Raw genomic sequence first — 12,103 nt, 5'->3', positions numbered from 1 at the left:
CATAAAAAAAGACGTAAACAACGTAAATATGGCGATTTACGTGGGCAAATTAAGAATAGAGTAAGTATTAGCGAACGACCAAAAATAGTCGAAGACAGAAGCCGAATAGGTGACTGGGAAGGTGATTTAATTGAAGGCAAAAAGGGCTCTGGTTTTTTTGTAACCCATGTTGACCGTAGCTCTCGATATTTAATCGCGAAAAAAATAGAGACTAAGCAAGCTGAGTCATTCAATACGGCTACAGTAGAGATGTTTAAAGAGATTCCAGAGCATAAACAGTTAACTCTGACCTTGGATAATGGAAAAGAATTTTCGAAATTTAAAGCTTTGGAAGAAGAACTAGATTTTATTATTTATTTTGCTGATCCTTATTGTTCGTGGCAACGAGGAACAAATGAACATACAAACGGTCTGATCAGGCGTTATTTCCCAAAGAAAACTGATTTTTCAACTATAACTAATGAACAACTCCAAGAGGTTGTAATGAAAATTAATACTCGCCCAAGGAAAATACTAAATTATCAGACAGCTGAAGAAGTCTTTATTAATTAGTGATTTAAGGTTTGGTGCACTTGGAACCTGAATTCGGGATTTATTTGTTCTTATGGCTGAGCCCATTAACTTTTTGACTTCAACCATGTCTTGATTTTATCTCTCTTCGATTCAAGTTTTATCTTCAAGCTATCAATTTTTTCTTTCGAGATCCCTACAACCTCGTATATTTCTCTAGCTCTTCCATATTCACTTTTATTTATTAAATTATTAGAACAATTATTTAATATTGTTTCGTAAATTATGAGTCTCCCTTGAGATGCAGACTCTACAAATTTTACATATTGCTCAGCGGTCATTGACTCACAAAACTTTATGTTTAAGTCTAGAATGAAACTTATATCTATTCTGTCTAGGCCTTTCATTTTTCTCAAAAAAAAGTCAAACCCCTCTACATAATATGAATTTAGGATACTATTTTTTATATCCGTTCCTAATGATTTGTAGAGAACATTTTTTTTATTCTTTTCAAAAAAACTTCTTGGAGTAGATCTTTCAACAAATGTTTTAAATTCAGTTATTGCTGTAATTTCATTTTCCAATAACTTTGTTAAATAACTTTTCATTTGCCGATTACTGTAAGGTAATAAAAGCTGAAATAAATGAGTATCTATATAAGCAACAGCCCACTCAAAGCAATCTAGGGAGTCAACTCTATCGAACTCTAATATATAACCTTTACTAAGTAATATTGTAATTTTTTTGTAAGCTTGAAGCTGACATAAACCTTGTGCATATGGTGTAGGCGTATTGTAATTTCCTTTAAGTTCATCATAAAGATCCAAGACCTTGTTATTAAGCTCATTAGTATAAAGAAAATAATGGGCAATCAACGGTAAATTATCTATATAAAGCTCCGTAACTTTCACCTTATCTTCTTTAGCTTGGGTTAATAAATCAATATAAATGATATCTTGAGCAGCCCCAAAAGTAGCATTACAATAAACTAACAAATTAATAAAAAGTACAAACTTTATCCTCCGCATCCAACAACCACCTTTTCACTAATTGAGCATGCTGCCGCCGCTCGGTAATACGTAAATGAAGCACTTACTATGGATGGCGTAAATCCATTTGATAGATACCAACCTGTTCCTTGTAACTTCATAGTTGATAAATAAACTAGACAGCCACTTTAATTGAGCAAATAAAACTGCGCTACTAAGTTTACTATTTTGAGCTAAAAACTTATCTCTTTTTATATCATAACCCGCACATCGTTCATTAAGCGAGCGCCTATCACTGTTAAACCTAAATTACACGCATGAAAATAACCGCATAATTGCAGTTCTAACTTTTTACTGGGGACTTTTAACTTTATGCCAGCAGCTTTTCGCTGTTGCTGACGTTGCTACGCCGTTTTCTGTTCAAGTGTTCACAGTAACTCTTTTATGAGGTCGTCCTACCCACTGCGCCATGAAATACGCGAGTAAATTCCGTGCTCAGTTTTCTGGTGAAATATTGACTCTTTCTAGTAAAGATAAATGTGTACTTTCAATATACCCGCGCTTGCCTTCTCGTATACAACGCCCTGTTAATTCATGACCTCGAAAAATAATCTGGTTAATAGGATCTCCACATACCCATCATACGCGTTTGGTTTATAGACATTGCAATAGTGGACATATACTAATTACACCCTAGTCATTGTCTCGTTTTTTCATTTCAGTGACGATCATTTCTATCATCTGTCGCTTTATAGCCGCTTGCTCAGTTTGCATTTCACCCAACTGCTTTACCAATAAGTCTATTTGCGCTTGCTGTTGGCTATTTTTATATTTTTTAGCGCCAATGTGCTCTACTTCAACAGTAAGGCTTTGCTCTGATGAGCTTACCTGTACGTCTGTAAATTGGGCTTGTGAGCTTTCAAGTTGTAAGTGGCGCTGAATGGGGTTTTGGTTTAATTTATTAATTTGTTCTTGGAGCACAGTAATTTTTTGGGCGAAATTTTCATAGATTTTTTCGAGATTTTTATATTGCTCACCAAAGCTAACATCGTCATCGCTGTACTCTTGCGCTTTATCATCTAAAAACTCAGATAAAATATACGCTGGCTCTTCTTCGTCTTGCTGTTCTTTCTTTTCGAGGTGCATTTCGTAGCGGCTTTTGTAACCTTGCGCTTCAGGGGGGGTGATTACTGGTAATATTTTCATTATTTCATCCTTAAAATAACCAAAGTGTTAGTTGGTTCTATATCGGCATAAAATAAAAAAACTTGAGGAAAAAGAGTCCGGCTTGGTAATGTCACCAAGCCTAGGGCGTACTTTATATAAAGGGATAATTATTCTAAGATTCTATTTTCAGTAACTCTACTTCAAATATTAGTAACGAAGCGGGTGCAATGCTGCCAACTCGCTTTTCGCCATACGCTAATTGGTGTGGAATAAAAAAGGTGTATTTATCCCCCTCACCCATCAGCTGCAGGCCTTCTGTCCAGCCTTTAATAACTTGGTGTAAACCAAAACTAATTGGGCTATTGCGATCAACCGAGCTATCAAAAACACTGCCATCAATTAAAGTGCCGTGATAATGCACATTTACCATACTAGTTGGGCTTGGTTTTGTTTCGCTACCACAGCTATGAATTACTTTATATTGCAAGCCAGAGGCCGTTTGTTGCACCCCTTCCACTTTGCTGTTAGCAACTAAGAAATCCGCTTCAATTTGCGCATTAACGATTGCTTGTTGCTTAGTTTTTTTACTGTTTCTAAAAATAAAAAAGCAGAGTGTGACGATCATCATCGCCAGTATAATGTTGATCATGATTCTTCTTTCTCGTCTTCTTTTTCGTCACTGTCGCCATTAACAATATCAGCAATATCATTTAAACGTGCTAAAGCAATGCCGTTAACTGAGTTTTCAGGGTATTGACCATCTCGTAGGTCACCCGCTTCCATATTCATTAATACATTAAGCGCTTGATCAACGGTCTCTACAGCATAAATATGAAACTTACCCAACTCAACAGCAGCCAATATTTCATCATCTAACACCAAGTTAACTTGGTTTGATTTTGGAATAATAACGCCCTGTCCAGATGTTAAACCACGCATTTTGCATAGCTTAAAAAAGCCTTCGATTTTTTCGTTCACGCCACCAATGGCTTGCACATCACCATGTTGGTTTATTGAGCCAGTAAGCGCAATTGATTGACTAAGAGGCAAACTAGTAATAGCCGATATAAGTGCGCATAGCTCAGCTAACGATGCGCTGTCGCCGTCAATGTAGCCGTAGCTTTGCTCAATAGCGATATTCGCACTGAGCGTTAGGCTAAATTGTTGCGCGTATTTATTACCTAAGTAACCGGTTAAAAGCATTACACCTTTAGAGTGAATAGCTTTGCCCAGTTCAGCTTCGCGTTCTACGTCAATTACACCATCGGCACCGGCGTAAACCGTTGCAGTAATACGTGCTGGTGTACCAAATGAAGTATCGCCAATATGTAATACCGTTAAACCATTTACTTTACCCACGGCTTGGCCGTCGGTTGCAATTAATGTGTGGCCTTCTTTGATATCGCTGAGCATATTTTCACTGATCTGCCCGGTGCGGTATTGCTTGCCTTCAATAGCTTCATCAATGTGGTGCGCGTCAATTAAGGTTAAATTATCTTGTTTGGTATAAAAGCTTGCTTCAGCCACCAGCTCCAGTACATCAGCAAAACGCGCAGATAGTTTATTATGATGCTCTGCTTGGCGATAACTAAATTTAAGTAATCGTGCCATTGCCTCATCTGTTAATGTGCATTTTAACGTACCTTGGCAATATTCAATCACCTTGGTAATAAATTGGTATTGCAACTTATCACTGCTTGGCAAGTAATAATCAAAGTCTGCAAGCACCCTAAATAACTCAGCAAATTCTTCATCGTATTCACCTATGGTGTAATACAAATCACGTGAGCCTAACAGAATAATTTTTACATCAAGCGGAATAAGCTGCGGGCGCAGTGTAAAACTACTGCCTACAGCGTTATCTTGGTATGGTAAATCATTTTTAATTTGGTGGGTTTTAAGTGATAGCTTTAAGCCATCCCACACCAATGGATTTGCCATCACTTTTTCAGCGTCCATAATTAAATAGCCGCCATTAGCGCGATGCAATGCCCCAGGCTGAATTGAACGGTAACTGGTTATAAGTGAACCTTGCGACGCTGCATATTCTATTTTGCCAAAAATGTTGCCAAAGGTTGGGTTGGGTTCGTACACCACTGGTGCAGCATCCCCTTCTTTAAACTCGACTAAAATATTGGGCGCAAAAAAGTCAGTAAGCATGCCTTTACGGTCAAAATCTTCTTTGTTTTCGTCGCTTTCGTCTTCATCATCGAGCCACTCAAGCACCGCGTCGATAATTTCTACGCGAATATCTTTTAAGTAACGCAGTACACCTATGTGGGCTGCGTATTTATGTTCAAGATCTTTTAATAATGGTTTTGTAGCAAGCTCTGCCGTAGACTTTTTCAAGTTACGTAATTTTTCAGACGATTCGCGCTTCCAACGTGGCAACTCTATAAGCGCTTCTATTAAAGCATCTTCAAGTTTTTCAATTTTTTCGTAAAACTGTTCTCGTAGTTCGTCATCCAGCGCGGCAAATTCAGCGTCACTGAGCTGCTTTCCATCTACAAGTGGTGCAAAACCAACAACACTTTTTTCTTCAATTAAGGCAACACTTTGCTCAAGCGCAGCGACTTCCACTTCGGTAATGGCGGCATCGTATGCATCGTTAAATTCACGATCGATTTTCTTCTTCTTACGTTGATACGCAGGATTATCAAATGCAGCCGGAAAGGTATCAAGTACTTCGTCGATAAATGAGTCAATGTCGTCAGCTAACTGCTTGCTTTGCCCAGCTTGTAAAAACATAGCAATGGGTTCACGGTGATCATCGTAATTATTAACATATAACCATTCATTTGGAGTCGGACGACCTTTACTGTGCGCTTGAAGCTTATCTTTTACAAGCGTGAAACGCCCGTGAGCGGCCTCCCCCATTACATATACGTTATAGCCGGGAAGCTCCATTCCTAATGAAAAATCCAACGCACTTTGAGCACGTTGCTGACCTATAAAAGTCAACGTTTCGGGATATGGATTGCTCATGCACGTTTGTACATGATTAAGTGAAATGGTCGGCGCAAGGGCAGACACAGGTAATGGCAACAGTTTCTTCGTCATTCTAACTTCTTTTTATACCAACATATTCGCTGATTTTTAGGTTCTACACAGGGCCAACATTCACCCTATATAAATGTATTTAGGGCTGTAGTGCCTTTCGGCTAAAGTAGATACCATCACACTTTGTACACGCGCTAATTTGCGTTGCATGGTAAATATCATAACTATGGTTACAATTCTTACATACTAATGTGCCCATTGCTATCCATTCACCTTGGTGATACACCCCATTGTGCTTAAAATCTTGATTTAATGCTTGCCATTCAAGCTGAGTTTTATCTTCAATATGTGAAAGTTCATACCAAAAAGACTCTTTAAGCTCTTGCCATGCGAGAGAGTCGTAGTGTTTTTCGTGCTGTTGAATGTGATCAATATCGCGCTTTAGGTATTCACGATACAAAATGAGTTTTTCTTGACCTAATTGCTTAAGCGCTTGTTCGGATTCTACAAAGCGGTTAATTGCGGCTTTAACTTCATGCTCATTGACGTCTTTTAACCAGGCACTTAAATCAGTTAACCATGCTTTATAATCAGCCATAATTTACTCCTGCAAAATTGTGTTTAGCGAGCCTATACCCTATACGAGTATAGGTTAACCTGCCCTGAAAACTAATTTAGTGATGATTTTATAAAATCCGCCGATTTGACGCTGTAATTAGTGTTTTTTTTGGGGTATCCTAACGACAATTTTTTATTAGTTTGCAAGAAGTCTGGAATCGTAGATGCAAGAGCAATATAACCCGCAAGATATAGAGTCAAAAGTCCAAACCTACTGGGAAGAAAACCAAGTATTTAAAGCCACTGAAGACGAGAGCAAAGAAAAGTATTACTGCCTTTCTATGTTCCCATACCCAAGCGGCCGACTCCACATGGGTCATGTGCGTAACTATACCATTGGTGATGTTGTTTCTCGCTTCCAACGCTTACAAGGCAAAAACGTAATGCAACCTATGGGTTGGGATGCGTTTGGTCTTCCTGCAGAAAATGCGGCAATTAAAAATAAAACAGCCCCTGCAAAATGGACTTACGAAAACATTGATTACATGCGTACTCAACTTAAGCAATTGGGTTTTGGTTATGACTGGGATCGCGAAATTGCAACCTGTCACCCAGATTATTACAAATGGGAACAATGGTTTTTCACCAAGCTATACGAAAAAGGCTTAGTATATAAAAAAATGTCAACGGTTAACTGGGATCCAGTAGATCAAACAGTACTTGCTAACGAGCAGGTTATTGATGGTCGCGGTTGGCGCTCTGGTGCAGTTGTTGAGCAAAAAGAAATTCCACAGTGGTTTATTAAAATCACTGACTACGCACAAGAATTACTTGACGATTTAGATAAGCTAGAAGACTGGCCTGAGCAAGTTAAAACGATGCAACGTAACTGGATTGGCCGCTCTGAAGGGCTAGACATCGAGTTTACACGCACGGATAACAACGAAAAATTCAGCGTTTATACGACGCGTCCAGATACATTTATGGGTGTAACTTACCTTGCAGTTGCAGGCGCACACCCAATTGCACAAGAAGCGGCTAAAAACAGCGATGCTATCGCTATGTTTGTTGATGAATGTAAAAACACCAAAGTTGCTGAAGCAGATATGGCAACAATGGAGAAAAAAGGCATCGCAACAGGTTTTTTTGCCACTCATCCATTAACAGGCGAACAAGTGCCTATTTGGGTTGCTAACTTTGTATTAATGCATTACGGCTCAGGCGCAGTAATGGCAGTACCGGCGCACGACCAACGTGATTTTGAATTTGCGACTGCTTATGGCTTAGATATCAAGCAAGTTATCGCACCTGCAACAGGGTCAGATCTTGACGTTAATTTAAAAGAAGCCGCTTTCACTGAAAAAGGCGTACTTGTTAACTCTGGTGAATTTGACGGCCTTGATTTTGAAGGCGCATTTAACGCTGTTGCCGATAAACTTGAAGCACTGGGTGTGGGTGAGCGTAAAGTAAACTTCCGTCTGCGTGATTGGGGCGTTAGCCGCCAACGTTATTGGGGCTCTCCAATCCCCATGCTAAGCGACGAAGAAGGTAACGAATTAGCTGCAACTGAAGAGATGCTACCGGTACGCTTACCAGAGGACGTAGTAATGAATGGTGTTACATCACCAATCAAAGCTGATCCTAACTGGGCAAAAACCACCGTTAATGGTAAACCTGCATTTCATGAAACAGATACCTTTGACACCTTTATGGAATCATCATGGTACTACGCTCGTTACTGTAGCCCACGCCACGACGAAGGCATGCTTGATCCCGCGGCTGCAAACTACTGGTTACCAGTAAACCAATATATTGGTGGTATTGAGCACGCAATTTTGCACTTATTGTATTCGCGCTTTTTCCACAAATTATTACGTGACTTTGGCTTGGTAAACTCAGATGAGCCATTTGATCGCTTACTATGTCAAGGCATGGTGCTTGCTGAAACTTTCTATCGTAAGGATGAAAAAGGCGGCGACATTTGGATATCTCCAAGTGATGTAAATACTGAAACCGATGAAAAAGGCCGCGTTACTAAAGCATGGCATAAAGAAGACGGCGAGCCAGTATTCTCATCAGGCATGAGCAAAATGTCTAAGTCAAAAAACAACGGTATTGACCCACAGCAAGTTATTGCTCAATACGGCGCAGATACGGTACGTTTGTTTATGATGTTTACCGCACCACCTGAGCAAACACTTGAATGGTCTGATACGGGTGTTGAGGGCGCACATCGTTTTATTAAACGTGTGTGGAAATACGCGGTTGATGTAAACACGGTAGGTTTCCAAGCACTCGATAAAGCAGCCTTAAACAACGAGCAAAAAGTGCTACGTCGTGAACTACATAAAGCCATTGCAAAAGTGACTGATGATGTTTCACGTCGTCAAACTTTCAATACGGCCATTGCTGCAATCATGGAAATTTCCAACAAATTGTTAAAAGCGCCATTAACTGACACCCAAGATGTTGCGATTGCTAATGAAGCACTTGAAGCATTGCTAATTATGCTTGCGCCAATCACTCCGCATTTGTCACATCAATTATGGCAAGAGCTTGGTAAAGAAGGCGATATTTTAGATGCATCTTGGCCTGTTGTGGATGAGTTAGCACTTGTTGAAGATGAAAAATTAATCATCGTACAAGTAAACGGCAAACTACGCGCTAAATTAACCGTCCCAGCAGATGCAACTAAAGAACAAGTAGAAGCACTTGCTTTTGCCGAATCAAACGTGACTAAGTTTACTGATGGCGTAACTATCCGCAAGGTTATTTATGTACCAGGTAAACTACTTAACGTGGTTGCTAACTAATTATGGCAGCATTTAATGCCATTAAAAACGGACTAGCCTTAGCGCTAGTCTGTTTTTTGTTATCAGGCTGTGGTTTCCACTTAAAAAAAGCATCTAGTTTACCTGATGACCTAACCACCTTAACATTAAGCGGTGATGACGAAAGATCTGCGTTATTTGCCATGCTTGATAAAGAACTCACCCTAAGTAAAGTTGAGTTACTGTCTGCCCCTAAAAAAAATGTTGCTCAGCTGTATTTATTTAAAGATAGCTTATCGCGTCAAACGTTATCGCTATTTAAAAATGGTCAAGTAGCTGAGTATGAATTAGCTTACAGTGTACGTTATTTAGTTAAACGTCCAGGTCAGCAAGCAATTGAAAAAAGCTTTGAACTTTATCGTAATTATCAGGACGACCCTGATAACGCGTTAGCTAAAGCAAAAGAATTCGATTTGCTGCTCAACGAAATTCGCAAACAAGCGAGCCGTAGAATTGTCAGAGAGCTTGCTCAACTGTAATGCGACTTTACGCTAATCAACTCTCTGGCCAATTAAACAAAAACCTACACCCATTTTATTTGGTGTTTGGTGAAGAGCCATTTCAAGTTGCACAATGTGCGCAACAAATTCGTACTGCTGCAAAACAGCAAGGTTTTGATGAAGTAATTAAACTCACCTTAATGCAGGGCTTTGATTGGCAAGAATTAGTAGCTCAATACCAAAGTATGTCGTTATTTAGTGCCCGCACGTTAATTGAACTTGATCTTAATTTTCAAAAGCCTGGTATTGTTGGCAGCCAAACATTTAAACGTTTGGTTGAATTGAGTAACCCCGATACGGTATTAATAGTGACTGGCGCTAAAGCCAGCCAAGATATTCAACGCAGTGCGTGGTTTAAAGCATTAGATAAACAAGGCGCATTTGTACCCTGTTACCCGCTTACGGGAAACCACTTATCGCGCTGGCTTGATGACCAATGCTATCGCTTAAAAGTAAATATGCAGGCCGATGCAAAAAAAACACTACTTGATGCCACTGAAGGTAATTTATTAGCCTGTTTTCAAGAGCTCGAAAAGCTGTCGTTACTATATTCAAGTGAGCCAATAAGCCAACAACAGGTATTACAAGGGCTACTTAATCAAGCCAAATTTGATATTTTTGATTTAAGTGATGCACTCTTACAAGGTAATGCTCAGCAAGCAATTAAAGTACTCAACAAACTCGCAAGCGATAATACTGAAGCTGTGAGCATTTTATGGACTGTGAACAAAGAAGCGAATACTTTACTCAGCTTGCAATTAGGCTTACAACAGGGTGAACAACTGGCAGCCTTATTTAAACAAAAAGCTATTTGGAAAAATCAACAAGTTCCGGTTCAACAAGCACTTAATCGCTTATCAATTCAAACGCTTGAGCATATTATTTTGTTACTTGCGCAATTTGATGCCAGTTATAAACAAGGTCACTTAGTAAGGCCTTATCAAGCACTTGCTCATATTTGTTTGGTATTTTGCCAACCATTGGCAATGCCTCTGCCAGCACATCCACTCAATTAATCATTAGGATATAAAGATGATTGCGCTGTTTGGCGGTACTTTTGACCCTATTCATTTAGGCCATATTAATATGGCAAAACACTGTATTGAAGAATTTAATTTAGATACTTTGTATTTTATGCCATGCGCACTGCCTGCTCATAAAGCCGCACCAGGTATCAGCACTGAGCATCGTATTGCAATGCTAAATGCGGCTATTGCGCCCTACCCTTTTTTTGAACTTGATTTACGCGAGTTAAATCGCACTGGGCCTTCTTACACTTTATTAAGTCTGCAAGAATTACGCGCAGAATACCCAAATAAACCATTGCTATTTTTAATTGGTATGGATTCATTTAATAGCTTAGATAAATGGTTTGAATGGCAAACCATTACCACACTTTGCCACATTGTGGTGTTCCAACGTCCAGATCTTACGTGTAGCGCAAGCGACGCGCTATTGGCTTACAAAAAATCAGCACTTTGCACCGATATTAAAGAGCTTACAACACAGCTTGGCGGAAAATTATACTTTTTACCCGGTGAGGAGCATGCAATTTCATCAAGTGACATTCGCAGCGCCATTAAAAATAATAAACATTTCAATGAACTTCTTCCCCATAGCGTGTGTCAGTATATTCAATCACATCAGCTTTATCTAAGTGATGAATAAATACCAGTTGCGTGATAAAATAACAGCTATTCACTTTTAAATGAGATAACACCTTGGATACGAAACAACTACTCGCCTTTGCAATAGATAAAATTGACGATATGAAAGCACGTGACATAGTTAATATTGATGTAAGCGAAAAATCAGATATCACAGACTACATGGTTGTGTGCTCTGGTACTTCTAAGCGCCATGTATTGTCAATTGCTGATCATTTAGCAAAAGAAGCTCGTCACGCAGGTCAAGAGCCTTTAGGTTATGAAGGCCAAAGCGATGGTGAATGGGCTCTGATTGATTTAGGCGATGTAATCGTACACGTTATGCAAGATCAAGCACGTAGCTATTACGACCTCGAAAAACTATGGGGCTAAGTGCCACTTAATTTTAACTGAGCTTGGATGTAACACGTGAAAATACAAATGATTGCAGTTGGCACTAAAATGCCAGCATGGGTAGAAACTGGCTTTGCACAATACCAACGTCGTTTTCCTAAAGATATGGCCTTAGAACTTATTGAGATCCCAGCTGGAAAACGTGGCAAAAATGCCGATATCAAGCGTATCTTGCATATTGAAGGTGAAAAAACCTTAGCTGCTATTCCCAAAGGCAATCGTATTGTCACCCTTGAAGTAACAGGTAAAGCACTTGATACTCACCAATTAGCAAAAAGCATGGAAAAGTGGCAACTGGATGGCCGCGATGTGAGTTTGCTAATTGGCGGCCCTGAAGGTTTGGCGCCAGAATGTATCGCAGCCTCAGAGCAAAAATGGTCACTATCAAATTTGACCCTACCGCATCCGCTGGTAAGAATTATTGTTGCAGAAAGCTTATATAGAGGCTGGAGCTTAAACAATAACCACCCATATCACCGCGAGTAACA

At 39.5% G+C, this 12,103-nt stretch carries 12 protein-coding genes and 1 pseudogene; 7 read left to right on the top strand and 6 right to left on the bottom strand.

Going from position 1 to position 12,103, the window contains the following annotated elements; genetic code table 11:
* Positions 1-552, top strand: a 552-nt coding sequence (locus tag A7967_RS03270; RefSeq protein ID WP_157756400.1) for an IS30 family transposase, incomplete at its 5' end; no start/stop codon positions are given.
* 65 nt (positions 553-617) lie between these two features.
* On the opposite strand, the gene A7967_RS03265 is transcribed toward A7967_RS03270, so the two are convergent.
* The 6 genes and pseudogenes from A7967_RS03265 to A7967_RS03245 all read right to left on the bottom strand — a co-directional run bounded on the left by A7967_RS03265 (position 618) and on the right by A7967_RS03245 (position 6,264).
* A complete protein-coding gene (locus A7967_RS03265) occupies positions 618-1,538 on the bottom strand; it encodes a hypothetical protein (protein ID WP_064435378.1) in 921 nt (306 codons plus the stop codon).
* 331 nt (positions 1,539-1,869) lie between these two features.
* Positions 1,870-2,093: pseudogene (locus A7967_RS23605) on the bottom strand (hypothetical protein); the annotation flags it as partial.
* 99 nt (positions 2,094-2,192) lie between these two features.
* Positions 2,193-2,705, bottom strand: a complete 513-nt coding sequence (locus tag A7967_RS03260; RefSeq protein ID WP_054206347.1) for a hypothetical protein — start codon at positions 2,703-2,705, stop codon at positions 2,193-2,195.
* Positions 2,706-2,838: 133 nt separating this feature from the next.
* Entirely contained in the window at positions 2,839-3,315 is a 477-nt protein-coding gene (gene bamJ, locus A7967_RS03255) for a BamJ family beta-barrel-assembly machinery protein (RefSeq protein WP_064435377.1), read from the bottom strand.
* Positions 3,312-5,726 carry a Lon protease family protein gene (locus A7967_RS03250; protein ID WP_054206345.1) on the bottom strand — a complete coding sequence of 805 codons (2,415 nt, stop codon included), beginning with the start codon at positions 5,724-5,726 and terminating at the stop codon, positions 3,312-3,314. Before A7967_RS03250 ends, bamJ begins: the two co-directional genes overlap by 4 nt.
* Positions 5,727-5,805: 79 nt before the next feature.
* Positions 5,806-6,264, bottom strand: a complete 459-nt coding sequence (locus A7967_RS03245) for a zinc ribbon-containing protein (RefSeq protein ID WP_054206344.1) — start codon at positions 6,262-6,264, stop codon at positions 5,806-5,808.
* A gap of 184 nt (positions 6,265-6,448) precedes the next feature.
* Here A7967_RS03245 and leuS point away from each other — a divergent pair, with 184 nt between their 5' ends.
* From leuS to rlmH, 6 genes are read left to right on the top strand one after another with little or no spacing between them, the layout of a single operon-like run.
* A complete protein-coding gene (leuS, locus tag A7967_RS03240) occupies positions 6,449-9,037 on the top strand; it encodes a leucine--tRNA ligase (protein ID WP_064435376.1) in 2,589 nt (862 codons plus the stop codon).
* Positions 9,038-9,039: 2 nt separating this feature from the next.
* Positions 9,040-9,534, top strand: coding sequence for an LPS-assembly lipoprotein LptE (locus A7967_RS03235; protein WP_054206342.1), 495 nt, complete (start codon positions 9,040-9,042; stop codon positions 9,532-9,534).
* Positions 9,534-10,571, top strand: coding sequence for a DNA polymerase III subunit delta (gene holA, locus A7967_RS03230; RefSeq protein WP_054206341.1), 1,038 nt, complete (start codon positions 9,534-9,536; stop codon positions 10,569-10,571). The genes A7967_RS03235 and holA overlap by 1 nt, the downstream gene beginning before the upstream one ends.
* A 16-nt stretch (positions 10,572-10,587) precedes the next feature.
* The gene (nadD, locus tag A7967_RS03225; RefSeq protein ID WP_054206340.1) at positions 10,588-11,223 is read left to right on the top strand and encodes a nicotinate-nucleotide adenylyltransferase; all 636 of its coding nucleotides are present in this window, start codon (positions 10,588-10,590) and stop codon (positions 11,221-11,223) included.
* A gap of 53 nt (positions 11,224-11,276) precedes the next feature.
* Entirely contained in the window at positions 11,277-11,594 is a 318-nt protein-coding gene (rsfS, locus tag A7967_RS03220) for a ribosome silencing factor (RefSeq protein WP_054206339.1), read from the top strand.
* A 36-nt stretch (positions 11,595-11,630) separates the two neighbouring features.
* Positions 11,631-12,101 (top strand): 23S rRNA (pseudouridine(1915)-N(3))-methyltransferase RlmH, encoded by a 471-nt coding sequence (gene rlmH, locus A7967_RS03215; RefSeq protein WP_054206338.1) that lies wholly within the window; start codon positions 11,631-11,633, stop codon positions 12,099-12,101.
* Positions 12,102-12,103: the final 2 nt, after the last annotated feature.

This window comes from Pseudoalteromonas neustonica (assembly GCF_001653135.1).
In the GTDB taxonomy this organism is placed as follows: domain Bacteria; phylum Pseudomonadota; class Gammaproteobacteria; order Enterobacterales; family Alteromonadaceae; genus Pseudoalteromonas; species Pseudoalteromonas neustonica.
The sequence above is the reverse complement of the archived record's forward strand: the minus strand, read 5'-3'. Positions and strand labels throughout refer to the sequence as shown.

Bases quoted from the DNA above. Each gene is read 5' to 3' on its own strand.
- holA (WP_054206341.1), top strand. From the start codon at position 9,534: ATGCGACTTTACGCTAATCAACTCTCTGGCCAATTAAACAAAAACCTA.
- A7967_RS03265 (WP_064435378.1), bottom strand. From the start codon at position 1,538: ATGCGGAGGATAAAGTTTGTACTTTTTATTAATTTGTTAGTTTATTGT.
- A7967_RS03250 (WP_054206345.1), bottom strand. From the start codon at position 5,726: ATGACGAAGAAACTGTTGCCATTACCTGTGTCTGCCCTTGCGCCGACC.
- A7967_RS03245 (WP_054206344.1), bottom strand. From the start codon at position 6,264: ATGGCTGATTATAAAGCATGGTTAACTGATTTAAGTGCCTGGTTAAAA.
- leuS (WP_064435376.1), top strand. From the start codon at position 6,449: ATGCAAGAGCAATATAACCCGCAAGATATAGAGTCAAAAGTCCAAACC.
- bamJ (WP_064435377.1), bottom strand. From the start codon at position 3,315: ATGATCAACATTATACTGGCGATGATGATCGTCACACTCTGCTTTTTT.
- A7967_RS03235 (WP_054206342.1), top strand. From the start codon at position 9,040: ATGGCAGCATTTAATGCCATTAAAAACGGACTAGCCTTAGCGCTAGTC.
- nadD (WP_054206340.1), top strand. From the start codon at position 10,588: ATGATTGCGCTGTTTGGCGGTACTTTTGACCCTATTCATTTAGGCCAT.
- A7967_RS03260 (WP_054206347.1), bottom strand. From the start codon at position 2,705: ATGAAAATATTACCAGTAATCACCCCCCCTGAAGCGCAAGGTTACAAA.